Origin of the sequence: Stenotrophomonas oahuensis, from assembly GCF_031834595.1 — a bacterium.
GTDB classification, from domain to species: Bacteria; Pseudomonadota; Gammaproteobacteria; order Xanthomonadales; family Xanthomonadaceae; genus Stenotrophomonas; species Stenotrophomonas oahuensis.
In genome coordinates this window covers 4,033,311-4,060,158 of record NZ_CP115541.1, presented here as the reverse complement: position 1 = coordinate 4,060,158, position 26,848 = coordinate 4,033,311, and the positions used below count along the sequence as shown (strand labels likewise).

At 64.5% G+C, this 26,848-nt stretch carries 24 protein-coding genes and 1 pseudogene; 13 read left to right on the top strand and 12 right to left on the bottom strand.

Annotation, left to right across the window (positions count from 1 at the left end; genetic code table 11):
• Positions 1–13: 13 nt before the first annotated feature.
• Positions 14–1,117 carry a hypothetical protein gene (locus tag PDM29_RS18060; RefSeq protein ID WP_311191423.1) on the bottom strand — a complete coding sequence of 368 codons (1,104 nt, stop codon included), beginning with the start codon at positions 1,115–1,117 and terminating at the stop codon, positions 14–16.
• Positions 1,118–1,276: 159 nt separating this feature from the next.
• Between PDM29_RS18060 and PDM29_RS18055 the strand changes: the two genes are divergently transcribed.
• The 3 genes from PDM29_RS18055 (at position 1,277) to PDM29_RS18045 (ending at position 4,759) form a co-directional block, all read left to right on the top strand.
• The gene (locus PDM29_RS18055; RefSeq protein ID WP_311191422.1) at positions 1,277–2,584 is read left to right on the top strand and encodes a chloride channel protein; all 1,308 of its coding nucleotides are present in this window, start codon (positions 1,277–1,279) and stop codon (positions 2,582–2,584) included.
• Between the two features lie 131 nt (positions 2,585–2,715).
• The gene (locus tag PDM29_RS18050; RefSeq protein WP_425508689.1) at positions 2,716–4,212 is read left to right on the top strand and encodes an MFS transporter; all 1,497 of its coding nucleotides are present in this window, start codon (positions 2,716–2,718) and stop codon (positions 4,210–4,212) included.
• Between the two features lie 4 nt (positions 4,213–4,216).
• Entirely contained in the window at positions 4,217–4,759 is a 543-nt protein-coding gene (locus PDM29_RS18045; RefSeq protein ID WP_311191420.1) for a TetR/AcrR family transcriptional regulator, read from the top strand.
• 186 nt (positions 4,760–4,945) lie between these two features.
• Here the strand turns inward: PDM29_RS18045 and PDM29_RS18040 are convergent, their stop codons facing one another.
• The 4 genes from PDM29_RS18040 to PDM29_RS18025 form a co-directional block, all read right to left on the bottom strand.
• On the bottom strand, positions 4,946–5,440 hold the full coding sequence (locus PDM29_RS18040) for a hypothetical protein (RefSeq protein WP_311191419.1): 495 nt from the start codon (positions 5,438–5,440) through the stop codon (positions 4,946–4,948).
• Positions 5,441–5,559: 119 nt separating this feature from the next.
• A complete protein-coding gene (locus PDM29_RS18035; RefSeq protein ID WP_311191418.1) occupies positions 5,560–6,942 on the bottom strand; it encodes a cytochrome c in 1,383 nt (460 codons plus the stop codon).
• Between the two features lie 10 nt (positions 6,943–6,952).
• Positions 6,953–8,728, bottom strand: a complete 1,776-nt coding sequence (locus tag PDM29_RS18030; protein ID WP_311191417.1) for a GMC family oxidoreductase — start codon at positions 8,726–8,728, stop codon at positions 6,953–6,955.
• Between the two features lie 5 nt (positions 8,729–8,733).
• On the bottom strand, positions 8,734–9,459 hold the full coding sequence (locus PDM29_RS18025) for a gluconate 2-dehydrogenase subunit 3 family protein (protein WP_311191416.1): 726 nt from the start codon (positions 9,457–9,459) through the stop codon (positions 8,734–8,736).
• Positions 9,460–9,647: 188 nt separating this feature from the next.
• Here PDM29_RS18025 and PDM29_RS18020 point away from each other — a divergent pair, with 188 nt between their 5' ends.
• Entirely contained in the window at positions 9,648–10,565 is a 918-nt protein-coding gene (locus PDM29_RS18020; protein ID WP_311191415.1) for a LysR family transcriptional regulator, read from the top strand.
• A 65-nt stretch (positions 10,566–10,630) separates the two neighbouring features.
• Here PDM29_RS18020 and PDM29_RS18015 read toward each other — a convergent pair whose 3' ends face one another.
• Positions 10,631–14,008, bottom strand: a complete 3,378-nt coding sequence (locus tag PDM29_RS18015; RefSeq protein ID WP_311191414.1) for an autotransporter family protein — start codon at positions 14,006–14,008, stop codon at positions 10,631–10,633.
• 265 nt (positions 14,009–14,273) lie between these two features.
• Here PDM29_RS18015 and PDM29_RS18010 point away from each other — a divergent pair, with 265 nt between their 5' ends.
• Together PDM29_RS18010 and PDM29_RS18005 are read left to right on the top strand one after the other, a co-directional pair.
• On the top strand, positions 14,274–15,554 hold the full coding sequence (locus tag PDM29_RS18010) for a S41 family peptidase (RefSeq protein WP_311191413.1): 1,281 nt from the start codon (positions 14,274–14,276) through the stop codon (positions 15,552–15,554).
• A 61-nt stretch (positions 15,555–15,615) separates the two neighbouring features.
• Positions 15,616–15,906, top strand: coding sequence for a putative quinol monooxygenase (locus PDM29_RS18005; RefSeq protein ID WP_311191412.1), 291 nt, complete (start codon positions 15,616–15,618; stop codon positions 15,904–15,906).
• A gap of 51 nt (positions 15,907–15,957) precedes the next feature.
• Here the strand turns inward: PDM29_RS18005 and PDM29_RS18000 are convergent, their stop codons facing one another.
• Positions 15,958–17,634 carry an ATP-binding protein gene (locus tag PDM29_RS18000; protein ID WP_311191411.1) on the bottom strand — a complete coding sequence of 559 codons (1,677 nt, stop codon included), beginning with the start codon at positions 17,632–17,634 and terminating at the stop codon, positions 15,958–15,960.
• A 208-nt stretch (positions 17,635–17,842) separates the two neighbouring features.
• Between PDM29_RS18000 and PDM29_RS17995 the strand changes: the two genes are divergently transcribed.
• The gene (locus tag PDM29_RS17995) at positions 17,843–19,924 is read left to right on the top strand and encodes a S9 family peptidase (RefSeq protein WP_311191410.1); all 2,082 of its coding nucleotides are present in this window, start codon (positions 17,843–17,845) and stop codon (positions 19,922–19,924) included.
• A gap of 70 nt (positions 19,925–19,994) precedes the next feature.
• Positions 19,995–20,714 (top strand): CPBP family intramembrane glutamic endopeptidase, encoded by a 720-nt coding sequence (locus tag PDM29_RS17990; protein ID WP_311191409.1) that lies wholly within the window; start codon positions 19,995–19,997, stop codon positions 20,712–20,714.
• Here PDM29_RS17990 and PDM29_RS17985 read toward each other — a convergent pair whose 3' ends face one another.
• Positions 20,715–21,482, bottom strand: coding sequence for a hypothetical protein (locus PDM29_RS17985; protein WP_311191408.1), 768 nt, complete (start codon positions 21,480–21,482; stop codon positions 20,715–20,717).
• A gap of 100 nt (positions 21,483–21,582) precedes the next feature.
• Between PDM29_RS17985 and PDM29_RS17980 the strand changes: the two genes are divergently transcribed.
• Both PDM29_RS17980 and PDM29_RS17975 read left to right on the top strand, forming a co-directional pair.
• On the top strand, positions 21,583–21,972 hold the full coding sequence (locus PDM29_RS17980) for a DUF4124 domain-containing protein (RefSeq protein ID WP_311191407.1): 390 nt from the start codon (positions 21,583–21,585) through the stop codon (positions 21,970–21,972).
• Between the two features lie 42 nt (positions 21,973–22,014).
• Positions 22,015–22,470 carry a DUF4275 family protein gene (locus PDM29_RS17975; RefSeq protein WP_311191406.1) on the top strand — a complete coding sequence of 152 codons (456 nt, stop codon included), beginning with the start codon at positions 22,015–22,017 and terminating at the stop codon, positions 22,468–22,470.
• Between the two features lie 11 nt (positions 22,471–22,481).
• On the opposite strand, the gene PDM29_RS17970 is transcribed toward PDM29_RS17975, so the two are convergent.
• The 4 genes and pseudogenes from PDM29_RS17970 to PDM29_RS17955 form a co-directional block, all read right to left on the bottom strand.
• Positions 22,482–23,033, bottom strand: coding sequence for a DUF2878 domain-containing protein (locus tag PDM29_RS17970; protein WP_311191405.1), 552 nt, complete (start codon positions 23,031–23,033; stop codon positions 22,482–22,484).
• A complete protein-coding gene (locus PDM29_RS17965) occupies positions 23,030–23,794 on the bottom strand; it encodes a hypothetical protein (RefSeq protein ID WP_311191404.1) in 765 nt (254 codons plus the stop codon). The genes PDM29_RS17970 and PDM29_RS17965 overlap by 4 nt, the downstream gene beginning before the upstream one ends.
• Before the next feature lie 328 nt (positions 23,795–24,122).
• Entirely contained in the window at positions 24,123–24,545 is a 423-nt protein-coding gene (locus PDM29_RS17960; RefSeq protein ID WP_311191403.1) for a DUF6691 family protein, read from the bottom strand.
• Positions 24,542–24,894: pseudogene (locus tag PDM29_RS17955) on the bottom strand (YeeE/YedE family protein). Before PDM29_RS17955 ends, PDM29_RS17960 begins: the two are co-directional and overlap by 4 nt.
• 136 nt (positions 24,895–25,030) lie before the next feature.
• Between PDM29_RS17955 and PDM29_RS17950 the strand changes: the two are divergent.
• The 3 genes from PDM29_RS17950 to PDM29_RS17940 all read left to right on the top strand — a co-directional run bounded on the left by PDM29_RS17950 (position 25,031) and on the right by PDM29_RS17940 (position 26,710).
• Positions 25,031–25,714: a hypothetical protein gene (locus PDM29_RS17950; RefSeq protein ID WP_311191402.1), complete on the top strand. Its 684-nt coding sequence runs from the start codon at positions 25,031–25,033 to the stop codon at positions 25,712–25,714.
• Between the two features lie 119 nt (positions 25,715–25,833).
• Entirely contained in the window at positions 25,834–26,124 is a 291-nt protein-coding gene (locus tag PDM29_RS17945) for a hypothetical protein (protein WP_311191401.1), read from the top strand.
• A 4-nt stretch (positions 26,125–26,128) separates the two neighbouring features.
• A complete protein-coding gene (locus PDM29_RS17940) occupies positions 26,129–26,710 on the top strand; it encodes a DUF6036 family nucleotidyltransferase (protein ID WP_311191400.1) in 582 nt (193 codons plus the stop codon).
• Positions 26,711–26,848 lie beyond the last annotated feature (138 nt).

Genomic DNA, 26,848 nt, shown 5'->3' with positions numbered 1-26,848 from the left:
GTCCTTCAGACAGTCAGAAGTAGAAGCCGATGTTGACGTTGAGACGTGAGTGCCAACGCGAGGGGCCGCCATTGTCGATGCCGATGCCGTCGCCGCCGGCGAACCACATGTCCTTGCCGGCGATCCAGTCAACGTAGGTAAGCATGATGCCCTTGCCGAAGCTGCAGCCGGTGACGTTCTGCCACGAGTCGCGCACGCCGTCGCTGTGGCCGACCGGGCGGGTCATGCTCAGGTTGTTGTAGCAGGTGACATCGTCCAGCCAGCGGCTCTCGCCGAAGGAGTAGGCGATGTTGGCACTGGGCACGTCAGCTTGCGCGGCGATCTCGAACGGGGCTTCGAATGCGGAGAGCGCGATACGCCGTTCGGGAATGTCGTAGCGGTAGCGGGCCCACTGCAGCTGCGCCGTCCAGCCGTCCCGTTTCCACTGCGCATGTACGGCCGCACCCTGGTGACCGTGGTGGTGGCGGGTGCGGGTGTTCTGCACCTTGCCGGCGAATGCTGATGCGCCGATCAGCAGGTCGCCGCCGTTCCAGTCCAGCGCCCGCTCGACACGGCCATGCACACGGCCACGTTCGCGATAGGGCAGGGCGTCCGTCTGGGCGACGTCGAACGAGTAACGGTCGTAGCGTGCACCACTGCCATATTCGTCACCGGTGAAGTAGCCGGCATGCCAGGTGGTATCGCCCTGTTGATGGGTGAGAACCACGCCCGGATCGTAGTCGTCCTCGATGCCGAGGTAGTAGCCGGAACCGAACCAGAAGCTCTGCGAGACCGTCGGCAACAGGCCGAATGGCACCTGCTGGATGCCCACTTTGACGTTGCTGTTCTCGTTGAACTTCGCACCAACATAGGCGTGATGAACAGCATCAAAGCCGTCATACCAGCGATACTGTGCCGAGAAGAACATCGGACCACTGCCGCCCTTCACATCTGCACGCAGCAGCTCCAGTTGCAGCCGGTTGGTGGGACCGTAGTCGAGCCAGCCATAGTTGAAGCGGACCGCGCCACCGGCGTGGAAGTAGGGCTCGGAGCCGTGATTTGAGGGATTTTCAGCGGCTTTTGCAGCAAGCGAAACGCCTGCCATCGCCGCCACGATAAGAAAGGGAAATGCTCGCACGATTGCGTCCCTTGCCTCCATTTTGCGAATGAAAGCGATCAAGTCTAGCTTCATTCATGTGATGAGTCCAAATACGGCACAGTGTCTGGACTGATTTTGCGCATGAATTCGCCATATTTTCACCTCATCATTGCGCATTCAGCTGTCACACTTTCACGCATGATCGATCTGCATCGCGCGCGCCAGCGGCTGGCTGCACTTGTCTTCAGCGAAGCGTGGCGGCGCCGCGCGGCGTTGTGGGGTGGGGCCGTGGTGGTCGCACTGGTGGCGATCGTGTTTGCCAAGGCCAGTGATGCGGCGTTTCATGTGTTCCAGCGCATCATTGCGCATTCACCGTACTGGGCGCTTTTGTTGACACCTGGGATATTCGCGCTGCTTGCGTGGCTGACGGCGGGTGCCTTGCGTCCCACACGCGGCAGCGGCATTCCCCAGGTGATTGCCGCGCTCGAAAAACCAGATGAGGAATTTCGCCAGGTCAATCTTTCGCCGGCGGTATCCGCAGGCAAGCTGCTGCTGACCTCTCTATCGTTGCTGGGCGGTGCATCGGTCGGGCGTGAAGGGCCTACCGTGCACGTGGGTGCCAGCCTGATGTACCTGTTTGGACGCTGGTTCGGGTTTCGTGATCCGCGCGAGCTTTCGCACTTCCTGCTGGCGGGCGGTGCAGCCGGTATTGCGGCGGCGTTCAACACACCCCTGGCCGGTATTGTGTTCGCGATTGAGGAGCTGAGTGGTCGCTTTGAACACCGCTTCTCCGGCACCTTGCTGACGGCGGTGATCGTGGGCGGCGTGGTGTCGCTCGGGCTGTTGGGCAACTACACCTATTTCGGACATGTGACCGCGCGCCTGCCGCTGGGGCAGGGCTGGGTGGCCATTCTGTTATGCGGCGTGGTGGCAGGACTGCTGGGCGGCCTGTTTGCCAAGGCGGTGCTGTTGACCGTGGCCGGTCGTCCGCGTTGGCTGGGTGCACTGCGGCAGCGTCATCCCGTGCTGCTTGCGGCCGGTTGCGGGCTGGTGGTCGTGCTGCTGGCGCTGGGTTTTGGTGAAGGTGCCTTTGGTACCGGCTATGAGCAGGCACGCAGCCTGGTACAGGGGCAGGCGATGGTCGGCCATGAGTTTGGCCTGATGAAGCTGCTGGCGAACCTCGCGTCCTATGTAGCGGGTATTCCTGGCGGCCTGTTCTCGCCTGCACTTGCAGTGGGTGCCGGCATCGGCCACAACCTCGCGGCGCTGATGCCCGCAGTGGACCCTCGCGCGTTCGTGCTGCTGGGCATGTGCGCGTACCTCACCGGCGTCACCCAGGCCCCACTGACCTCCGCTGTGATCTCGCTGGAACTGACCGACAGCGGCGATCTGCTGCTGCCGATCCTGGCTACGGTGCTGATCGCCCGCGGCGTCTCCGGCCTGGTCTGTCGCGTACCGATCTACCGCGGCCTCGCCGACCAGCTCACCGCCCCCCAGCGAACCTGAACCGCGTACGCGGTCCGCCCGATCGCGCTCCACTGCGCAACGTACGTGAACCCCGTAGAGCCGGGCTTGCCCGGCTGCTTTTCGCTCGTCGAACTATACAGGACATCCGGTATACTATTGTCATGAACCCCATGAGCAAAACCCGCCGCTGGCTCCTCCTCCTCACCGTCGCCGGCGGCCTCCTCCTGGTCACCCTCGACAACTCCGTGCTGTACACAGCCTTGCCGACGCTGACCGAGGCCCTGGGTGCCAGCCCAAGCCAGTCGCTATGGATCATCAACGCCTACCCACTGGTCATGGCCGGCTTGCTGCTAGGCGCGGGCACGCTGGGTGACCGCATCGGTCACCGCCGCATGTTCCTGATCGGGCAGGTGCTGTTCGGTGTCGCGTCGCTGGCCGCCGCCTTCTCGTCAACGCCCGAGCAGCTGATCGCAGCCCGCGCCTTCCTGGCAGTCGGCGCAGCCGCGATGATGCCCGCCACCCTGGCCCTGAACGGCCTCAGCTTCCATGACCCACGCGAACGCAACTTCGCCATTGCGATCTGGGGATCCGTGGCGCTGATCGGCGCCGCGCTGGGCCCGATCATCGGCGGCCTGCTGCTGCAGCACTTCTGGTGGGGCGCGGTGTTCCTGATCAACGTGCCGGTAGTGTTGCTGACACTGCCAGCCACGCTCTGGCTGGCTCCGCTGGGTCAGCGCGACACCACGCGCCCGTGGGACCTCATTTCCTCATTGCTCGCGCTGGTGACGCTGTCCGGCCTGGTGCTGGCGATCAAGTCGCTGATCGCCACGCCGGCGTCGCTGGCCACCGGCGGCGTGGCCTTCGCAGTTGCCGCACTGGGTGCATGGGCGTTTGTGCGACGTCAGCGGCAGTTGCCGTATCCGCTGCTGGACTTCGCCATTTTCCGCAATCCGGCCTTCATGGCCGGCACATTGTCGGCCATCGTCACCCTGTTTGCGTTGGCGGGGCTGCAACTGCTGACGACGCAGCGGTTCCAGCTGGTAGCTGGCTTTACCCCGCTCAATGCTGGCCTGCTGGTGTCGGTGGCCGCATTGGGCGCGCTGCCGAGCGCCCTGCTGGGTGGTGGTTTCCTGCATCGGGTGGGTTACCGGCCGCTGATCAGCGGCGGCCTGGCCTGCGCGGCTGCCGGCGTTGCGTTGGTGGCGGTAGGGTTCCAGCATGGGCTGCCCTGGGTGATCGCGGGCATGGCGCTGACCGGTGTCGGCACCGGTGCCGCTATTTCTGTGGCATCCACGGCGATCATCAGCAACGTGCCGCCTCACCGGGTCGGCATGGCCTCTTCGGTGGAAGAGGTGGCGTACGAGTTCGGCGGCCTGTTCGCGGTAGCGGTGCTCGGCAGTCTGAGCGCGGCTCTCTACAGCCTGAGCCTTCCGGTAGATGGTTCAATTCCGGCGACGGCACGCGAGGGCCTGGGGGCTGCGTTGCACCTTGCGCAATCGGTGGGCGAGGGCGCGTGGCTGGATGCAGCGCGAAGCGCGTATGACACCAGTTACACGTGGGGGCTGTGGGTGATCGTGGCGGTGCTGGCCATGGGAGCGGTGCTCACCACCCGGCTGCTGCGCGGCCCCGCCGGTCGTCCCGTCGTTGGCGCGAATCCCGTACATTGAGCGCATGAGAGCCAGCAACCGCACCCGTATTCTTGAAGCCGCCGTCCGTGTGATCAACCGCGACGGCGTGCGTGCTGTCACCTTTGAATCGGTATCCGCCGAATCCGGACTGACCCGCGGCGGGTTGCTGTATCACTTTCCCTCGCGTGAGGCGTTGTTGCAGGGCATTGATGCGCATCTGGTGCAGACCTGGGAAGCGCAGATGGAGGCGCTGGCGGGTAAGCCGGCGGACCAGACTATCCAGCACGAGCGTCACCAGGCTTTCATCCGGGTTTCCGCGATGAGTGCGACCCGGGCCGAGCTGATGTTCATGCTGGAATCGGTGCCGCCCGATGCCGAGCGTGCACCGTGGTCGGAGGCGATGGCGCGCTGGGCACCGGGAGTGCCGGAGGCGGGGGACAATAGCGCCGAAGCGCTGGATGCGTTCGTGGCGCGGCTGGCGGCGGATGGGTTGTGGATCTATGAGGCGATGTATGGCGGGAAGCTGGATGCTGAGATGCGTGATCGCGTCGTTGCCCGCATCCAGGCCATGTTGGGAGAGGGGTGAACCATACACACCGCATTGGTGTGTGAGGCATTGGTAGAGGCGGTCGCAAGACGCCTGCCGATAACATTGATCGGTGCTTTACTGCATGGACCCCGCCGGGCTGACGCCTACGATCGAGGTCATGCCCCATCGGGCGATGCACCGCTATCGGCGGTCGACTGTCGTGCGACCCTACCAGGCCCCAGCCTATGATTCAGCGGGCCGCCGGCTCACCTGGATGCACACATACAGTGCCAGCGCGACCAGACTTGCCAGGCAAACAAGCACCCACAGTGAGCGCATCAGGTCATCCAGGTCATCAGTAGCGTTGTACATGTCGAACACCATGAATGCGCTTACGAGGCCGGTCACAACCAGCAGCACGCGTGCGGTGTACACGGCAACGCGGCCATTCGGATGGCACCAGAAATGCCATGCGCCCAAGAGCCATAGCACGCCCAGCGTGGGCATCAGAATGTACAGATACTCCTGGGCGAAGACGCCCAGCCATGCCAGCGGCGGCATTGCGGCAATCGACGTCAGCACAGGTAGAAAGCGGATGGCTCCTGCACGCTGCGCGGTACAGCGCCGCAGCAGTATCGAGCCGATCGCCAGTGCCACCCAAATCAGCAGTGGGGTAGCCATGAACACAGTGAAAAAGCCCCGGAAGTCAGAAGCGACCGCCGGAGCGGCGGTCGTCATCAGGGCCAAGGTGAGCAGAATGCGCGGGGTTCTGTCCTTGAACATGCGAGGTCAACGGTCCATGCAGGGTTGGACCGTTGAGTCTACGCGGTTGGCCGGCGGACGCGCATGGCGCGTCCCTACGGGGCGTCCGCGGATTCTGCGGCGGTCGGGTCGTGGGCGTCCTTGCGGGCCTTGGCTTCTTCCTCAAGGTGACGCCGCACCACGGCCGACTGCGTTGCCGTCACCGGGCCTGCCTTGTTACCGAATTCCTGGCGGATATACGTGGCCAGCTGGGCAATCTCCTCATCACTCAGGCGATCGGCAAACCCGGGCATGCCGAGGTTCGACGGGCGCTTGGTGGTGGAGGGCAGCTCGCTGCCGTGCAGCAGCAGGCGGATCACCGAGGTGGGATCCTCAGCCAGCACGGTCGGATTGCCGGCCACGGTGGGGAACACATCCTTGTAGCCGGTGGCATCGGTACGGTGGCAGGCGGCGCAGTTATCGACGAACAACTCGGCACCACGGCTGTCATTGATGCCGGCCTGCAGCTTCTTCGCGGTGGCATCGTTAGCGGCATAGGACGACGGATCATGCGTCGCCGCCGGCAGCTGCTTCAGATACGCCGCCATCGCGCGCAGGTCTTCCTCGGTGAGGTGCTGGGTGCTGTGACGGACCACGTCGGCCATCGGCGTGCCGACCACTGCAGTGTGGGCATTGCGACCGGTCTGCAGGGTATCGACAATGTCCTGTGCACTCCAGCGACCGAGGCCGTCGGCTTCGTTGCCACGCAGGTTCACCGCGTTCCAGCCGTCGATGATCTGGCCACCGCTCAGGTATGCCTCGCTGGACTCATCCAGTGCCTTTTCCTGCAGCGCGAAGCCGCGCGGGGTGTGGCAGCTGCCGCAGTGGCCCAGGCCTTGCACCAGGTAGGCACCCCGGGCCAGCAACGGGTCTTCGTACTTGCTGGCATCAAACGCCACTGCATCGCCTTCCGGCGCGAAGGTCTTGCGCCAGATCGCCAGCGGCCAGCGCATCGACAACGGCCACGGAATCTCTGCAGCGCGATTGGCTTCGTTGACCGGTGCAATGTCGCCATGCAGGAAGTAGGCGTGCAGGGCGCGCACGTCGTCGTCGGTGATGCGTGCATACGACGGGTAGGGCATGGCCGGGTACAGCGTGCGCCCATCCGGCGTGATGCCATGACGTACCGCGCGGTCGAAATCATCCAGCGAATACGCACCAATGCCGGTGGTTTTGTCCGGGGTGATGTTGGTGCTGTAGATGTTGCCCAGCGGCGACGCCACCGGCAGCCCGCCGGCGAACGGCTTGCCGCCGGGTCGCGTGTGGCATGCCGTGCAGTCGCCTGCGGCAGCCAGGTAGCGACCACGCTCGATCAATGCGGCATCGGGCGCAGGGCCGTCGGCCAGCACGCGGGTCTTGGTGGGAATGTAGGCGTAGGCCAGTGCTACCAGCAGCACCAGTACCGCGAGCACCACAATCCAGAGGAGCAGCTTTTTCATCGGCGTCTCCTCAGGCCTGGACCAGCGGGCCCGGATCGGGCAGGTACTTCTCACGGATGGCGGTAGCCGCCCAGTACGCCAGCCCGCCGACCAGACCAGTCGGGTTGTAGCCGTTGTTCTGAGGGAACGCATTGGCCCCGATTACGAACACGTTGGAGACATCCCAGCTCTGCAGGTAACGGTTCAGTGCGGACGTTTTCGGGTCCGCACCCATGATTGCGCCGCCGCAGGTGTGCGTGCTCTGGTATTTGGTGATGTTGTAGCGCTCACCGTCCTTCTTGGCGTCGCCGCTCATCGACAGCGGGTTCAACACCTTGCTCATCTCCATCGCCTTGCCGACGAAGAACTGCGAGGCCTTGATCTCGTTCGGGTGCCAGTCGAAGGTCATACGCAGCAGCGGGCGGCCGAAGCTGTCCTTGTAGGTCGGGTCCAGGCTCAGGTAGTGCTGGCGGTAGGCCATGCACGCACCCTGGACCTCGTAGTAGAAGTTGTGGCGGAAGTTGTCTGCCGCCGCTTTCTTCCACTCCGCGCCCCAGGCCGGCGTGCCCTTCGGCACGTTGATGCCGCGCACCGGGCCGGCACCGGGCTGGCGCGCCCAGACCAGGCCGCCGCCGACGAAACCGGCCTTGGCGTTGTCGAGCTGGTTGCCGTTGAGGTCATCCATGGTGGTGCCAGCACCGCCAATCCCGATGAAGCCATTGGCCTGCACGTCCTTGTCGAAGAACAGCACTACGCGGTTGAGGTTCTGGTACGAGTAATTGCGACCGACGGTGCCGGTGTTGGATTCCGGGTCGTAGGGCTGGCCGATGCCCGACAGCAGCATCAGATGCACGTTGTAGAGCTGGAACGCGCACAGCAGCACCAGGTCGGCAGGCTGTTCGACTTCGCGGCCCTGCGCGTCCAGATAGGTCACGCCGGTGGCCTTCTTGCCGGTGCTGTCCAGATTGACCTTGAGCACCTGCGAATGCGTGCGCAGTTCGAACTTCGGGCGCTGGCGCAGCACCGGCAGGATGCAGGCATTCGGGCTGGCCTTGGAGTAGTTCAGACAGCCGTAGTCGCTGCAGAAACCGCAGGCATTGCACGGACCCAGCTGGCAGCCGTAGGGGTTCACGTACGGGCCGGAGGCATTCGAAGCCGGAATCGGGTAAGGGTGCCAGCCCATTTCCTTGGCCGCCTTATAGAACAGCTCGCCGCCCAGGTAGTTGGGGTTCGGACCCAGCGGGTACTCGGCAGAGCGCGAGCCTTCAAACGGATTGCCGCCGTCCTGGACCACGCCGTTGATCACGCCGGCCTTGCCCGAGGTGCCGCAGACCAGCTCGAACATGTGCAGGTGCGGTTCCAGTTCGGCGTAGGTGACCGGGAAGTCCTGGATGGTCATGTCGGCCGGGATGAAGTTCTTGCCGTAGCGCTGCTCCACATTGCTGCGCAGGACCATGTCCTCGGGCAGCGGGCGGAAGTGTGCGCCGGACCAGTGACTGCCGGCACCGCCTACGCCCGTGCCGGGCTTGAACGAGCCCATCTGCCGGTACGGCACTGCGGTGTCGGACGGTTTGTGACGGATGGTGACGGTTTCCTGCGACAGGCTCTGCAGGTAACGGCGATGCACCGAACCTTCCAGCTCATCCACCACCTTGGGGTAGGCGAAGTCCGGTTGCGTGTCGCGGTCGCCGCCGCGTTCCAGCGCGACCACGTTCAAGCCGGCGTCGGTGAGTTCCTTGGCCAGGATAGCCCCGGTCCAGCCCATGCCGACGATGACCGCGTCGACTTTCGGTTTCGTGTTTGCCATTTGTTTCAGCCCCTGCGCCCTGCCAGATCCACCGGTCCCAACGGATACGCCTTGTCGCGCACCCCGATCCAGTCCAGATAATCCGCGCGCATGCCCGGGTAGCCGATCATCTTCCAGGCCCCCATGTTGCGGTTGGCCCCGTACTTCGGATCAGCGAAGTAACCGTTCTTCACCTCACCCAGCAGGTTGGAGAAGAACAGCTTGCTGGAGATGCCTTCCAGTTCCAGCTTGCCGCCCTCGGCGGCCTTGAGCAGGGTTTCCTGCTGGGCGTGGTCCAGGTCGGCAAACAGTTTGCCGTCGAAGGCTTTGCGGCAGTGGGCGTCAAATGCGCCCAGGCCGATCTTGATGATCTCGCGCAGGGCCAGCTTGCCCTGGTAGCCGAACTCGCTGGGCGCTTCCAGGAACGGCCCCTGCATGTACCAGATCGCGCCGGCGGCATAAGGGGTCTGCATGTGCCGGTCGAGGAACTCGGGCACGCCCGATTCCACGGCACCGGGGCCGGTTTCATCGGCCGGGATCAGCCGGTCGCAGATCGCGGAGACGCAGGTCCACTCGGCGGCACTGAAGTACTGCGGGGTGTAATCCGGGGCCGGGCCCGCCTGTGCGGGTTCTGCAGTGGTCGGCGTGGGACCGCAGCCGGGCAGGGCCGCGGCGACGGGAATCAGGGTCAGGCCCTGGAAAAAACGGCGGCGGCTGAGCGTGGGTCCGCCCTTGCCGGATGCATCGGTCATGGTCTGGCTACCTGTGGGGGTGGCTAGGGCACAGCATGGCGCGAGTCCTGTCGCGGCCGCGTGCGCATTCACGTCGGTACGGCCAACCGCTCCCCGGCAGGCATGAATGGACACATTGTGTGGATGCGCGACTGTTTCCGGAATGGCAATATCGGAAACGTACTCTTGCCTGAAAGGAAACAGCCCGCGTGATCGAAGACCTGGGGGAGCTGCGCACCTTCGACCGCATCGTGCGTGGCGGCAGTCTTTCTGCGGCCGCCCGCGAGCTGCGGGTGTCGCTGGCGGTGGTGAGCAAGCGGCTGACCGCACTGGAGCGGCGGCTGCAGGTGCGCCTGCTCAACCGCAGCACGCGAAGGGCCTCGTTGACCGACGAAGGCCTGCTGTTCCACGAACATTGCTGCCGGGTGCTGGCCGCGGTGGATGCAGCAGAGGCTGCGTTGGAGCAACGCCAGGACGTGGTGGCCGGCGTGCTCAAACTCACCGCTCCGAACGGGTTCGGGCGTCGCCATGTGGTGCCGGCAGTGCGCAGCTTCCAGCGTGCGCACCCCGGGGTGCGGGTGCACCTGTCGTTACGTGATGAGCTGGTCGACCTGATTGGTGATGGTGTCGAGCTGGCCCTGCGCTACGGCACCCTGGATGATTCGCGGCTGGTGGCGCGGGAACTGGCACCGAACCGCCGCATTCTGTGCGCGGCACCGGAGTACCTGCGTCGCCGTGGCGTGCCGCGCTGCATCGAGGATCTGCGCGATCACGATCTGATCGCTTCCGGCAGCCCACCGGTGACGCAGTGGCTGTTCGCCGGGCCCGGCGGCACCGTGGCGTTTCCGCTGGAGGCCACCACCCTGTGTGACGACGGCGATGCCGCCCAGGTGCTGGCGGTGCAGGGCGCGGGGATCGCTCGCAAGTCGATCTGGGACGTGGCCGAGGACCTGCACACCGGTCGGCTGGTGGAGGTGCTTCCGCACTTCGCGCTGGCCACGTCACCGCTCAGCGCGGTGCATGGGTCGGGGAAACAGCTTGCCCCTCGCGTGCGGGTATTTCTTGAACACATGGTGCAGCAGCTGCGTGAATCGGTGGCATGGCGCTACGCCATCGCGCTTCCGTAGTGCCGGGCTTGCCCGGCACCGATACCGGTTCGGCCGGACAGAGACCGGCACCACGTTGGGCTTTTTTACCAGTTCCAGCGCACACCCGCCTTCGCGTCCCACGCATCAAAGTCGCGATGGAAGCTCTTCTGGTAGCCCACGTTCGCATAGAGACTGGTCGATGCACCCAACTGCCAGGTGGTACCGGCATTGAGCTGCCACCACGTGCCTTTCAGGTCCGCCTCGAAGGGGATGTAGCCCGTGGCCGAGGAGAATTCCGTGACCGGCTGGCCCTGGAACTCATGCCACACATTCAACCGCAGCCACGAGGTCAGCAGGCGACGGATGCCGGCATCGGTGGGTTCCAGCACCCGGGTGCCGGCCCAGCGCAGGCCGAGGCGGGCGGCCAGCGAGGTCATGTCGCTGAAGCGGATGCGCGCTGCCGGTTCCTGGTCATCGTCGGTGGGAATGCGCTGGTAGATCAGCTGCAGTTGCGGTTCCAGAACGCGGGTATGTGCGTCGTTCCAGAACGGGTAGCCCCCTTCCAGCGACGCCGCCCAGCCGAAACTGGTGCGCTCCAGCAACACGGCGTTGGCCGAGCGCGCTTTGCCTTTGCCCCAGCTGCCCTGCCATACCGCGTCCAGGTATTGGCCCTGTTCCCAGTACCGTGTCCAGTAAAGGCCCAGCGAGGTGGCGGTGACCTTGTCGCGGCCCGCCAACGTGCCGTCGTGGTGAACCACGTCGGTCTGGATATGGCCGCGCCCGAGGTAGAAGCCGGCGTGATCGCGCACGCCGTCTTCGTCTTCGACGGCGTAAACATCACTGCCGATCTGCACCGCCAGAATGTCGTAGTCGTACTTCGGGCTGCCGGTGTAGATGCCACGCCGGCTGCCTTTCACATCACCATTCTCGCCGATCACCCGCAGCCAGGCTCCATTGAAGTAGCGGTCCTCGCGCAGATCGCTGCGCTGCCGCAGTTGCTCCTGTTCGCCGACGCGTTCATGCAGGTTGCCCAGCGTGGCCCAGCCGTAGCGCAGCGCCATCGCTGGCAGCGCGGTATACAGCGATACTTCGGCGCGATAGTCGGGCACGGGCTCCGGGTTCGGCACGAACGGGTCCGGGGGCGTCGGCGAGGCGTCCTCGGGTTCGGGTACGAGGGGTGGGCTGGCAGGGTCCGGATCGGGCGAGGGCGGGCCAGGCGGTTCTGGTCCCGGTGGCGGCGGCGGCGGTTCGGGTGGCTCCGGCGGCGTAGGCACCACCTCCGGGCAGGGTGGGGATGGGGAGCCTGGCGCGCCGCAATCGATCGACGAACGCAGGAACCATTCCTCGCCGGCACCGTCGGCATAGCCACCGCGGTGCAATCGGTACGCATAAGGACCGGCCAGCACCGCACCTGCAAGCACGAACGCGTCCGCAGCGGTGGTGCCGCCGTCCAATGTGGCAACCACCCGGATGCCATCTCCCAGCGTCAGTGCACCGGCACCGCCGCTGTTGGCGATCTCAAGGCGCGACTGACCACTGGCGCTGCCACCGGTGATGACCAGCTGGTCCGACGGTGAGGTGTCATCCCCCAGCCAGGTGTTCAGCGCCAGGGTGCTGGCTGCACCGCCCGCGTAGGTGGTTGTGTAAAGCTGCTTGTAGACGTCGTTCGCTGGCGGGGTGAATGCAATGCGCCCTTCGTTGTTGACGAGCTGCGAGACGGTGGAGTCACCGGTGACTGTCCACAGACTGCTTGCGTCCACCCAGGCATTGCTCAGATTCCAGGCCAGCCCGGTCCAGTGCGATTGTTGCAGCAGGGAAAGATTGGCGGTGCTGGTGCTTACACTGCCGGGTGAGGCGGCGCCCGCCATCCCACTCAGGGTGCTTGCCCGTGCCACCACGTCGAGAACCGTAGGGTCGCCGTTGGCATTCATGTTGCCGGCCCACAGCAGGGCGTCGGTACCGGCCACATCGGTGCTGTTCAACTGTACTGTCAATGGGCCGTACGCGTAGATCGCCGTGGTGTCGCTGCGCACGCTGCCACCCTGTACGGTGAGCAGATTGACGGTGCCGGGTGCCTGATTCAGTGAGTACACCGCATCGGCACCCCCACTGGCACTGACCGTGGTGTCGATCAGATGGACCTCATTGGCACCGGTGGTCTGGGTCGGCGAGCTGTAGTTCCACAGCTGGATGGCCTGGTTACCGCCTTCATTGCGCAGGCTCGAGCCGCGTGCGGTCAGGATGGCGCTGGCGTAGGTCGAGACGGTTGCCGAACCGGTGCCGGTAGTGGTCACGATATCGCCGGTGAGGTCGGCCACGCTGTTGACCCCGTTCTGGCCCAGAAAGATGCCGTACCCGCCGGCGGTGGGGTTGGACCAGACCGTGCCGGTGCTGCGCAGGGTTCCCCCCTGCACCAATCCGGCGGCGCGGGTGCTGGTGGCGGTGGCACTGCTGAAAATGGCGTCCACGCCGGCCATCGACGTGCTGGGCGCGAACGTGTAGAGCTGCGCATTGCGGTCCGCCGAAACGGTTATCCGGCTGCTGCCTGATAGGTTCACGGACGAGGTGTCGCGCACCCATACGCCGACGCCAGCACCCGGGCCTTCGACCACGAAGTTCTGCAATGACACGTTACCGCCCCGTTGCGCCGCCAGGCCGGTACCGGCGACACCACTGGTGGCATTGAATGTGGCAGTGATGTTGTTCAGGGTCTGGTTGTTGCTTCCGCTGTCCACGATGATGCCGATGGAACTGGCACCGTTGAACGTCAGGGCAATGGGCGCACTGTTCGAAAGCTGACCGCCGCCATACAGGTAGATGCCCATTGCACCGGATTGGGCGAAGGTGATCGGAAGTGCACCATTGACCGTGATGCCGGCATTGGGCCCCTGCGCACCCAGTCCGAATGAATTGCCCGTCTTGCCGATGTAAAGACGGTTACCTGCGCCCAGTACAACCTGTCCATTCAGGTCTACCCCGATGCCGTTGCCCTGCGCGCCGGTGATCAGCTCCGGGGCGTTGTACAGGGTATTCGCAAGCGTGATCGTGCCCGCGGTGGCACCGGCAAGCTTGCCAATCCCGAGTATGGAGATGTTTCCCCCGGTCACATTGATGTTTCCACCATCGGCAAAGGCGGCCTGGCCCCGGCCATTGATCGCTATATCGATCCCTGCCGGAACCAGCAGGGAGCCGTTGGTTGCGTGCAGCGCCATTCCGCTGGTGGTCTGCAGGGTGATGGGGCCATTCGGCGAAGGTAGCCGCGTGTCCAGCGTGACGTTGCCGCCGTTGGCGCGCACGGCATCGGCGGTTCCTGTGCTGATGGTGGTGTTGCTTACGACCGTGGTCTCACCGCTGCTGCCGGTAACAGTGGTGGTCAACGTTCCTGGGCCAACCACCGTCTGGGCGTGCACGGCAAGGGAAGCGGCGAGCTGTGCCAGTACGACAGTCAGCGCTGCGGGAAGCAACCGCATACGTGCCTTCATCGGGGTCATCCTGACGGGACAGTACTTTGACTGTGCGCAGCAGATGCCCTCGCGACAACCGTCCTTCTACGTGGCGCGAGGCAGTAAAATTACCAGTCTGGTATACCTGTTTCACAAATGCAGTGACTGCTTCAATGAACTCCAGGGATGGACGATGGTGCGAATGAGCGTTGGGTGGAAGGGGTACCTCAAGACGGCACTGATCTCGACGGCCGGTGGAGTGGTCGTTGCCGTGGCATGCGCTGCCGGCTGGATGGTTGTCAACATGGACAAGCCCTGGCGCGAGGGCATCCAGGACATCGGGGGGGATTGCACCCGCTCATTCGCCGCCTCGCCGGTAACGACACATGGCGCGACGATCACCGTGGACGCTCGCCCGAAGGGATGCGGGTATCGCTTTGCCGTGCAGCGCGAAGCCGGCACCGTTGCTCATTACACGCTTGAGGTTGAGAAGGGCACGCTTGACGCCGGTGAAATGCAGATTTCGGTGATCGCCTACGACGGACAACGGAAGCTTGATCGGGACCAGCGACGTTTCCAGGCCCCAGCAGACCTTTCGGGCCTGAGGCTGCCACTGGATGTGCCGGCGTCCGCGCGCTTAATCGAATTGAGTTTCGGCGGCCACCAAGGTGCCCGGTTCTCCATCGAGGGCGTGCGTCTAGTACCGCACGCCAGTTCGGCGTATATGGGCGTCAGCGGTATCGCGCTCTATGAAGAGGCCATGCAGGTCATCGCCGACAATGCCTACTACGCGCGGGAACTGCCGGCAGACTTCCGTGAGCACTGGCGGCCGGCCGCGAATGCAACACCCGGCGAAGCGCGCAGCGCGATCAAACGGGTACTGAAGGCGCTTGGCGATGGGCACAGCTTTCTGATGGATCCCGCACGCCAGGCAAACGAGCCGCGCATTGCGCGGGCGAGTTTCGTGGCCCCACAGTCGGAGGTACTGGAGCCCGGCATCGGATACCTCGTGATACCGGGCACACGCGCAGGAAATGATGCACTACGGGTCCGTTACCGTGACGCGGTCTTGGATGCACTTCGGGCCGGCAGCGCGCAGGGCGTGCGCGGCTGGGTGGTGGATCTGCGCGATAACGGCGGCGGCACCATGTGGCCCATGCTTGCCGGCCTGGAGCCGCTGCTGCGCGGGCAGACACCGGGCTACTTTCAGCGTCCTGACGGTAGCCGCGACGCATGGCCGAACAACACGACGGCGGCGTCGGCGGGCGCGCCCGATCTCGGAAAGGTACCCGTGGCAGTGCTGACGTCGGGACGCACCGGCAGCTCGGGGGAGGCCATGGTGGTTGCCTTCCGGGGCCGGCCCAACACCCGCAGCTTTGGTGCGCCGACCTTCGGCGTGGCTACTGCCAACGCCGGTCACCGGCTCGCCGATGGCACGATGCTGCAGCTGACTGGAGCGCTGTTCGTGGACCGGAACGGGAGCGGGGATGGCAAGCCACTGGTGCCGGATGAAACCGTGCGCGAGCTGGGCGTGGGTGACCGTACCCGGCAATCCGCGATCGAGTGGCTGCGTCAGCAACGCTAGTGGATTGATCGCTACCGCCCGGCGGCGCATCATCGGGTTTCGCACTTGAGGCAGGCATTCCATGTACGGACTGATTGGCAAGATGAAGACCGCGCCCGGCCAGCGTGACGCGGTGATCGCGATTCTGCTGGAGGGGACCGATGGCATGCCCGGGTGTCGCAGCTATGTCGTGGCGCGTGACCCGACTGATCCCGATGCGGTCTGGATTACCGAGGTGTGGGACAGTGCGGAGCTGCACCGGGCATCGTTGGCGTTGCCGGGTGTGCAGGACGCGATTGCGCGGGCCAGGCCGCACATCACTGGGTTTGGTGAGCGGTTTGAGACGGAGCCGGTTGGGGGTTTTGGGGTGTAGCGTGAAGGGCAGCCGGGCAAGCCCGGCTCTACGCTAGATCGTCGGCCGGTGTTATCGCGTGGCCTGTGCCAGTGCGCTGGCCAGCTGCTTGAGTGAATAGGGTTTGCGCAGCAGCGTGAAGCCGTGGTTCGGGTCGCTGGCCAACAGCTCGCTGTAGCCGCTGGTCAGAATGACCGGCAAACCCGGATAGGTGGCACGGATGCGCCGGGCCAGCTCCAGGCCGTTGACCCCGGGCATGACCACATCCGAGAACACGACCTGGAAGCGACCGGCGTCGCGCTCCAGTTCGGCCAGCGCTTCAGTGGCATTGCGGGCGAGTACCACGTTGAAATCCAGCTCTGCCAGGGCGCTTGTCGCGAAGGCGGCTACGTCCACGTTGTCTTCCACCACCAGCACGGTGAGTCCGGTGCCACTGGCCAGGCGGTGAGGTGAAGGTACGGCCGCGTTGCTGGCGGCGGCCAGGGTCATCGGCAGGTACAGGGTAAAGGTGGTGCCTTCGCCAACCGTGCTTCGCACGTCGACTTCGCCTTCCGATTGTTTGACGAAGCCGAACACCTGGCTCAGCCCGAGCCCGGTGCCGGCCCCCACGCCTTTGGTGGTGAAGAACGGTTCGAAGATACGGCTCAGCACCTCTGGCGCAATGCCCTGTCCGCTGTCGCTCACGCTGATGGCGGCATAGTCACCCAGCAGCGGGGCGGACTGGCGTACGGAGGGAATGGTGCTGACCTTGGAGACGGAAATCGTGACGGTCCCCTGGCCGACGATGGCGTCGCGCGCATTGACTGCGATGTTGATCAGTGAGGTATCAAGCTGATTGCGATCCAGCAGTACGTGCAGAGGAGCTTCCGGCAGAAGCACATCCACGCGGATGCGGGCACCCAGTACCGTGCTCACGATGTCTGAAAGGGCCCGCACGCTTTCGCGGATGTCGAACACCTCGGGAGTGAGGCTCTGTCTGCGCGAAAATGCCAGCAGATGCGAGGTCAGCTTGCCGGCACGATCCACAGCCGAGCCGATGGCGGAGACGTAGCGCAGCTGCGGGGCGTCGGGTGGCAGGGTGTGCTGCAGCATGTCCACCGAACCGCCAATGACCTGCAGCAGGTTGTTGAAGTCATGTGCGACGCCGCCGGTGAGCTGGCCCATGGTTTCCAGCTTTTGTGCCTGGCGCAGCTGCTCGCGGGCGCGCACCAGTTCCAGGTGGGCGTCGCGGGCCTGTTCGGTGATGGCGGCGACCTGGCGGGTGTGCAGGTTCTTCTGCTGGATCTGTTCGGTCTGTTCGCTGACCACGCAGAAGATGCCAGCCACCTCGCCGGTCAACAGACGAAGCGGGGAGTAGGAGAAGGTCCAGAAGGTTTCCTTCATGGAGCCGTCGCGATCCATCTGCAGGGGCAGGTTGCGGAAACTGCGGTGGCGACCCGCGAATGCATCGTCGATGGCCGCGCTCACGTCGGTCCATACGTCGCTCCACACCTCTTGGAGGCCGCGCCCCATGGCCCCATGCAGCTTGCCGCCCAGCAGCGGCAGGTAGGCGTCATTGAAGAAGAAGTGCTTGTCCTGCGCGCCCCAGGCCAGCCATAGCGGCTCGGGTGAATCGAACAGCGTGGTCAACAGGATGCGCAGCTCGGCGGGGGCTGTTGCCAGGCCGCCCGCTTCGGCCCAGTCGCTGTCCATCAGCAGGCGATAGGCCAACTGGTCGGGATTGGATACGGGCAGGGTGGTGCGGGGCATACGGGGACATCGGGTTGTGAGTGCGCAGGTTAGCCCAATTCATGTGCGTCGGGGTTTCGGGTCATTACGGTCCGTGACTTGGGGCATATTGTTCCACGCCCCCATGGCGTCGCAGACTCAATCCGTAACCCAGGTGTGCGCACAGGCCGTCGCGCCGCCCCGGCACATGCAGTTCAACTCCCCAGCGTCGCATCCAAAGGAGCAGGTCATGCGCACTACGTTGTTGGTTTCTGCCGTACTGTTGGCCCTGGCAGGCTGCAAGCCCGCCAACGAATCCGCCCCGTCTGCATCGGCACCCGCTGCCAGTACGGCTCCGGTTGCCGAACCCGAACTCATTTCGCGTGACGCGCTGTTCGGCAACCCCGAGCGCGTTTCGGTGCAGCTCAGCCCGGACGGCCAGTACATCAGCTGGATCGCGCCGGTGAACGGCGTGCTGAATGTGTGGGTTGCCCCGGCTAACGACATCAACGCGGCCAAGGCGGTGACCAAGGACGCCTCGCGCGGCATCCGCAATCACTTCTGGAGCTACCGTCCCGGCACCCTGGTGTATCTGCGCGATACCGGCGGTGATGAAGACTTCCACGCCTTCGCTGTCGACGTGAACAGCGGCGCGGAAAAAGACCTTTCGCCGTTCCCCAAGACCCGCGCCGAGGTAGTGGGCTTGAGCCATCTCAAGCCAGACGCGGTGCTGGTGTCGATGAACGACCGCGACCCGAAGTGGCATGACCTTTACAGCGTCGACCTGGCCACCGGCAAGCGCACGGAAGTGGTGAAGAACACCCATGACCTGTCCAGCTACGTGGCCGATGCCAACTACCAGGTGCGCTACGCCACGCGGTCGCGCGATGACGGCGGCAGCGATATCCTGAAGCCGGATGGCAAGGGCGGCTGGAGCAAGATCGATGAGATCCCGTTTGAAGACGGTCTCACCACCGGGCCGGCGGGCATGACCACCGACGGCAGCACGTTGTATCTGTTCGACTCGCGTAATCGTGACACTTCCGCGCTGTTTGCCATGGATACCGCCAGTGGCCAGCGCACGCTGGTGGCCGAAGACGCCCGCGCCGACATCAGCGACAGCCTGTCCGACCCGAGTACCGGCAAGGTGCAGGCGGTGGCGGTGGATTACCTGCGGGAAGAGTGGAAGCCACTGGATGACACCATTGGCGCTGACCTGAAGAAGCTGAAAGAAATCGGCCCGGGCGACATCTCGGTCAACTCACGTACGCTGGACGACAAGACCTGGATCGTGGCGTACTCAGCGGCCGAGCAGCCGGTGCTGTACTACCGCTATGACCGTGCCGATGGCGGCAAGCTGACCAAACTGTTCGGCGCGCGCCCCGCGCTGGACGGCAAGCCGCTGGTGAAACAGTGGCCGCAGGAGATCAAGGCGCGCGACGGCCTGAATTTGGTGAGCTACCTGACCCTGCCCAAGGTGGCCGATGCGGATGCCGACGGCAAGGCCGACAAGCCGGTGCCGCTGGTGCTGATGGTGCATGGTGGCCCTTGGGCGCGGGATAGTTACGGCTACAGCGGGTACGGCCAGTGGCTGGCCAACCGTGGCTATGCGGTGCTGCAGGTGAACTACCGCGGCTCCACCGGCTTCGGCAAAACGTTCACCAACGCCGGTAATGGCGAGTGGGCCGGCAAGATGCACGATGACCTGCTGGACGCAGTGCAATGGGCGTTCGACAACAAGGTCACCACCAAGGACCAGGTGGCGATCTTCGGCGGCAGCTATGGCGGCTACGCCACACTGGTGGGCCTGACCTTCACCCCGGACACTTTCAAGTGCGGCGTGGACCTGGTCGGGCCGTCGAACCTCAACACGCTGCTGTCCACCATTCCGCCGTACTGGGCGTCGTTCTTCGAGCAGTTCGCCAAACGCGTGGGCGACCCGCGTACGCCGGAAGGCAAGAAGCTGTTGGAAGAGCGTTCTCCGCTGAGCCACGTCGACAAGATCAGCAAGCCGCTGCTGATCGGGCAGGGTGCCAACGACCCGCGCGTGAAGCAGCCGGAAAGCGACCAGATCGTCAAGGCCATGCAGGCCAAGGGGATTCCGGTGACGTACGCGCTGTTCCCGGATGAGGGCCATGGCTTCGCACGGCCTGAGAACAGCAAGGCATTCAACGCGGTCACCGAGGGCTTCCTGTCGCAGTGCCTGGGTGGCCGCGCCGAACCCATTGGCAAGGACTTCACCGGTTCCAGCATCACCGTGCCTACTGGGGCGGACGGTGTGCCCGGGTTGGCGGAAGCGCTGAAGGGACACTCCGCGAACGTAAAGAAGTAAGCAGCACGTGCTGACGGGGCGCGATCGTGAGGTCGCGCCCCGCTTCATTTCACTTCTGGAGTGTATCCACATGGACGCCGTGATCTTCGCCGTCAGCTTCACATTGATTTGCGCAGCGCTGTTCCTGCTGGTTCGCCTGTTCGATCAGCGCATCCCTGTGAGCATGGCGCTGCTCGGCGCGCTGCTGCTGGGCCTGGATGATCTGGTCACCGGGCTGGCGTCCACCGTTCCTGCGCTGGCGGTGTTCGGTGGCGGCTGGAACTGGTCGGGCAAGGTCTACAGTCTCGTCCTCTCCGTGCTGGTCATTCTGGCGCTGAAGCTGGACCGCCACGCGGTCGGACTCACCTTCAAGCAGCGCACGCCGTGGCTGTCCGTGGCCGCTGTGCTGGGGTTCATCGTGTGGGGTTCCGTGTTGGGGTGGGTGTTCCAGCCCGGCTCGGCGGATGCGGAAACGCTCGCGTTCCAGGTCACCATGCCCGGGCTGGCGGAAGAGCTGGTGTATCGCGGTGTCGTGCCGACAGTGTTGTTGGGCGCGGTCTGGGGCAGGGCACTGCCTGAGCGCGGCTATTGGCCGGTGATCATCGGAACGGCCATTGCGTTCGGTTTGTGGCACAGCCTTGGATACAGCAAGGGAACCTGGAACATCGATCCCATGAGCGGGCTGTTTCCCTTCATCGGCAGTCTGGCCGGTGGCTGGCTGCGGTTCCGCACCGGCAGCCTGCTGGTGCCGGTGCTGGGCCATGGATTGGCCAATCTGGCCTTCCACGTGGTCGGTGGACTGGCGGCCTGATCAGCGAACGAACACGGTGGTGCGGGCCACGCCCGCATTGCCGCCGGCCGCGTCCCATGCGCGCACTTCAATCTCATGGATGCCGGCTTCGCGCGGCACGATCGTTGCGTTGTAGCGGCTGGTTGCAGCTTCGAAGCGCATCCGCTGCAGGGGCTGCGCCTTTCCATTTACGGAGACCTGGTAGTCCACCTCGACGGCCCCGGCCTTCCATGGGCCATCTTCCGAAAGCGCACAACCGCACATCATGGTCACCGCGACCTGCAGCGGCAGGTCGGTACCCACCTTGGTGGGCTGGAATGCCGCCGGCTCAACCAGGTCCACCACCAGCCCCGGAAGTTCCAGCACCCAGCCATCGCCCTGGGTCACGTTGCGCCCTGGTAACAGCCATTGGGTACTGGTGACCGTGGTCGCCGCCTGAGGCTGGCTGAGCGGACCGGTGACAGTTGCGGTAACGCGGCGCGGTTTGGCCAGATCCAGGGTGGCGCGGTACACCGCCGAGTCCGGCGTCGAAAGGCGCTTGTCTCCATCGACACCTCCCGCCAGGATGCGCTGGGTATCCCCCGTGGTGCCTTGGGTGAGGCCGCGCGCAAGCACTTCGCCGGTGTCCGCATCGGTCAGCACCACCCGTGCCGAATCACTGTAGCCGCCGATGAACTTGGCCCCACGTGCGAGCACGCGGACATCCACCTGGGTCGATTCCGCCAAGGCGGGTAGCGCGCCAGAAAGCAGGGCGGCGGCCAGTACTGTGCGGGTGAGGTGGGTTCGCATCCGTGCTGCCTTCTTGGAGGGGTTGTCCGCACTATAGACTAGGCCGGCTGCCGCCAGGGTCAGGCGGCGAACAGGGGGCAACATGGAGGTAAGAGCGTTTGTGCTGCTGGCGCTGTGCTGGGCGTGCCCGGCCGCAGCCCAGCAGGTGTACAAGTGTGTGGACGGCGGAAGTACCGTCTACCAGTCCGATCCATGTACAACGGGACAGGCGGTGAAGCGATGGGACGCGGTGCCGGACGCGCCGAATGCACAAGGGCAGGCGCGGCTGGACGCGATTCAGCGCGAACTGGATTCGCGCAGGCGTTCAGATGCGCGGGTTCGACCACCGCAAAGTACCGTATCGGGTGCTGCCATCAGCCAGTACCGTGACCCGCAAGCCTGCGCGACCGCCAAGGCCCAGCGTGCCGCCGCGTTCGAAGCCGCCGGGTCGCGAAGAACGTTTGAACTCACCCGGCGGATGGACGATCGGGTGTTCGATGCCTGCAAATAAGAAAGCGAGGAAACGGTGAGGAACCATCCGGAGCGGGGCGATTTGGATGCGCTCCATGTTCTGCAAACGTACACAGAGGCGGAAGCGCGCGAGTGGGCAGATGCGTGGCTGTCTGTATTTGGCCGCAACCACCAGGGTGCGAACATCAAGCGCTACATGTGGCACGTTTTCAGCTTTGAGCGCTTTCCCTGCCTGAGTGGGGTGCAGGCGATGGAGGCCTATGCAAGGCAGTCCGGCGTCGAGTTGGTTGTTCTTTCCAACGACCGAAAGCGCGCTGTGTTGACCGACAGTCTGCCCGACGCGCAGGCCTACTGGTCGGACTATTACGTCTTCCCGCCCAACCTCGCCTGGACCATGGCGTTAACCCACGAAGATGGGTGGCTGGGACCGTACTTCGCCCGGCATCCGGACTACGTTCGGCTCAATGAAGCCAATGAGCTCAAGCTGAGGAAGCTACGCGAGCGGGAGACGGCCCGAAACAGCGGATGGTGCGATTGATGGGATCAGGGTCAGCGCCCTGCTGGCTGCAACGGCGCTCGTCGCGCTACTCGGCATAGCAGTGACAGTGCAGTTGCCCAGGTTGCGCCCAGAAGCGTAATTCCATGCCACGCAGGTGCTGAAAACTGCACCGCCGAGAACCCTCGAGATGCGGAGATGTAGGCGAGGGGTGCCAACAGCAAGCCGAACACCAGGGGGAGCAGCCAATGCCGTTGCAGAAACGCCATTGATGTCGTCAGCGTCATCGCGAATGACGCCCAAAGTGCCAGAATCCATGGTGGCGGGATCCACCCCCATGGCGCGGCCGAGTAGAGAACGGTTCCACTTGCGGCCGCGCTCCCATCAACGCCGAACGCACATGCCAGCGCCAGCAGGACCAGGCAAACATCCCCGCGTGGGTTACGCGAGATCAGCAACTGGCTGGCAATGTATACGCTGGCGGAGAGCAGTGCGGGCCATTGGAGCCCTTGGCCAGCGCCTGCCACCGCGCACAACCACACCCCTTGGTTGCCGAGCAGATTGACCCAGAAGCGCCAATGCGGAGCTGGATCGTCTTTGGTCACGGCGCGTCCGCCGGACAGTTGGCCACCAGCGGCTGCCTCAGCACGGCATCCCAGCGTTCCATGGGCTGTGCCCGCGCCGGCTCATTGAAGCGCACCACTACCGACGAATATTTGCCTGCTGCATCCCGAAGGTTGCTGGTGCCTCGAAACTCCAACAAGCGGCGGTCAGCGCCGGAGTACACCAGCGACAGACGCGGTGCCAGTCCGCCGTACCAGGTGTCCAAGCGCACTTCGAACGTCTGGGCCGTTTGGCCCTGCCAGCGCACCGGGCCCCGATGCACCACCGTTACCGGGTAAAACCGCCCGCGTCCCGGCACCAGAAACGGCAGGCGCAGCGGCGTGCCCTGCAGCAGGCTCTGCCAATGGGCCCGCACAGCGGCATCGAAACCGGCATCGACGACCGCATCGGCGGGTAGGGCGATGCGATGAAGCTGAGCGCGGGCCTGCGCATCTTCCTTCCAGTCGATGCCGACCATGTCACTGCTGACTCGCACCTGCGCCAATTGCCCGCTGCGACGGTCCTGCAGGGTGTAGCCCCGCGCCAGTGGCCGCGGGGTAGCGGGCATCTCCTTGCGGGCAAACGGCTGCCCATCAGGACAAAGGTACTGCACCAAGCGCTGCGCCCCTTCACCGGAGCCCTGCTGCCAATGCACCTCACGGTAGGCCACCGCCCCGTCCGCAGTGGCCGCGACGCCCTCGAAGCGGAGCAGGGGAGCTCCAACTGCCGTCAGCGGCAGGCAGCACAGAAGCAGGCAGCGCACGTTGCACTCCTCGACAAGGCGACTGTCCTTCCTACGTTCGCCCCGCCGAAATGGATGCATCAATACGCGGAATTTATGCCATGACGCCTGGGGGAAATGGATCGGATGCGCGCAGGGTGCCTACGATGTTCTTGTCTTATCGAGGTGACATCTGAATGCACAAGGAGTACCGGCGCAAGATGGGGGCCTGCCGTTACCTGGCCCTGTTCTGCATCTCCTGCATCATCCTGGTTCCGGCGCTTTGGCCTTCGCTGTCGCGGGCATGGTTGATGCTGCCGCTATTGGGCGTTGTGGTGGCGTGGCTGCTGGCGCTTGCGCCAGCGCGCCATCACCGGCTGATGCGTCGTGGAGGCCGCGCCTGATACAGCCCCATTCCGAGCAGCATGGCAGCCAGGAACATCAGCACCGTGGGTTGCCCGGTGCTCAGCATCGCCACCGCCGGCCCCGGGCACAGCCCCAGCAGGCCCCAGCCCGTACCAAACAGCACTGCACCAGCCGCCAGCGGGAGGTCGATCTGGGTACGAACGGGCAACTGCACGGGCAACCCGGTCAAGGTCCGGTTGCGTCCGCGCATCCACTGGTAGGCCGCGCCAGCAGGCAACAAGGCTCCCAGCATGACCAGCGCAAGCGAAGGGTCCCAGGCACCTGCAACATCAAGAAAGGCCAGCACCCGATTGGGATCGGTCATGCCGGACACGACCAGGCCGGCACCGAAAAGCAGGCCGGCAATCAGTGGCGACAGGTGCTTCATGCGGAAACTCCGACGACGTGACGCATCAGGTACACCGTCAGCGCGCCCGTCGCCATGAACAGCAGCGTGGCCACCAGCGAGCGACGAGACAACCTGGCCAGCCCGCAAATGCCATGTCCGCTGGTACAGCCCGAACCCAGCCGTGTGCCATACCCCACCAGCAGCCCGGCCACGATCACCAGCGCCCAGGGCCTGTCCACCGTCGCCCCGACGCCTTGCTGATACCCGAAGCCTCAGCCACCAGGCCGGACACGCCGGCCACGCGGCCTTCCCAGAGCAGGAACACGGCCGCGGCCATTCCGATCAACAGACCGCCGGCCAGTGGCCAGACCAAGGATGCGAGACTCATCTGGATTCTCCGTTCAGACAGCCCCGGTGCTCGGGGTACGGCGGAGAGGATACCCAGTCCTGGCGCGCTGCACCGCGACGTGCCGGGTGTCGGGTGCGCTGCCATCATGGCTCCACTTCAACCTCATGGAAGCCAAATGAAGCATGCCGTCCCTGTTGCCTTAGCCCTGCTTGCCGCCTGCGCCTGGAACGTCCACGCTGCCGAAGCAGGCAGCCCAAAGCGACCTTCGGTTGAGCAGTTGCAGAAGCTCATCGTCAGCGACTCGCCGCAGACCCGCGTGGAAAAGCCCGACCAGGAACGCATTACTGCCCGACGCATCGACATCGTCGACGAAAAAGGCGTGATCCGCATGACGCTTTCAGGCCAGACGCCGGCCCCGATCATCGACGGCCTGCAGTACAAGCGTGCCTTCAACGTGGCCGGGATGGTGCTTTACGACGACAAAGGCAGCGAGCGCGGTGGCTTTGGTACGGCCGACGTCAACGGCGGCATGGCGGTGCTGGCGCTGGACCACCCGGCCATGGATGCCATCGGCTGGCGCGTGTCGCCGGATGGCGAGACCCGCTTCTCGATCAACCAGGCACCGCCGTTGGTGCGCGAGCCCAAGCTGGGTGACCGGTTGATACCGGGGGTGCAGGCACCCACCCGCATCCAGATGGTGGTGGGCGCGGATGGGACGCCGGCGATTGCCTTGAATGACAAGGTGGACAGGCCACGGCTGCGGCTGACGGTCACTGAAGAGGGCTACGGTGCGATTGAGTTTCTGGATGCGCAAGGGAAGGTCATCCATACCCTTGCGCCCGAATTGGCAATGCCGTGACGGTATGTCGAGACGCCCACGCCGTGGGTAAGGGGACGGGCGGAGGCACCCGCAGTGTTTCGGGTTAGACTGGTCAGAGTTCGGAACCGAATATCCCGTGTGCGCAGGAGGGCGGGGTTATGACTGCCAGAGATCTCGAGTCAGCAATGCTCGCGCGTTGTTCCGCCGTTGCCACTGGGCTGGCTCCGTCGGCGCAGGATCAGCGCGAAGCCAACGTCTTCCGATTGGCGGCAATGGTACTGCGCTCGCGCTTTCCTGGGGAGTCAGTTTCGTTGATGCAGGCAAGCGAGCGTTATTTTGCGTTGCATCCTGACCAGAAGCTCGATCCAGCCGACGTTGTAAGAAACGGGTGGGTATTCAGCATGCCTCGTTTCCGGGACATGCTTTCGCACAGCCTGGGCGGGAAGTGAATTCATGGGGACGTCCCAGACCTTCCACACTCGCACCGCACTTGCCGAAGGGCTCCGAGAGTTGTTCAAGCAACTCGCGGGGCGTCTTGGTCTAACGAGTCCGGTTAACGTGTATCTGGCCGGTGGGATGGCGGTTCATCTGTATACAGCCAATCGAGTTACGACCGATGTGGATGCAGAGTTTGGAGGGCGCATATACCTTCCAAACGACCTCATGGTGGAGGTATCTCTGGAGGACGGCACGCAGCAGGTCGTGTATCTGGATACCAACTACAACTCCACGTTTGCTCTGATGCATGAGGACTACCTTGATGATTCGATTCCTGTAGATCTTGGAGTGGAGCAGTTCCGCGTGCGGGTGCTTTCCCCGGTGGATCTCGCGGTGAGCAAGATTGCGCGATTCGCTGAGAACGATCGGGAAGATATTGTTGCCTTGGTAAGACGTGGTCTGACCAATGCGAACGAGATCGAGGCGCGTGCAAACGAAGCATTGGGCGGATTCATTGGCGGCGAGGCAATGCTGAAGCTCAACCTGCGCGATGCAGTCCAGTTAGCGCGTGAAGCCGAGATTCAGCCGGGTACCTGACGAACGGGTCGCCATGTCCGGACTGTGAGCGACTGTGAAGTTTGGCCCGGGACGATGTAGTACGATGCGCCACTGATCAGGCAGCCACGGCTGCCTTGAGGGTCCAACCCTCCGGCTGGGGAGCCGAAGATCAGCTTG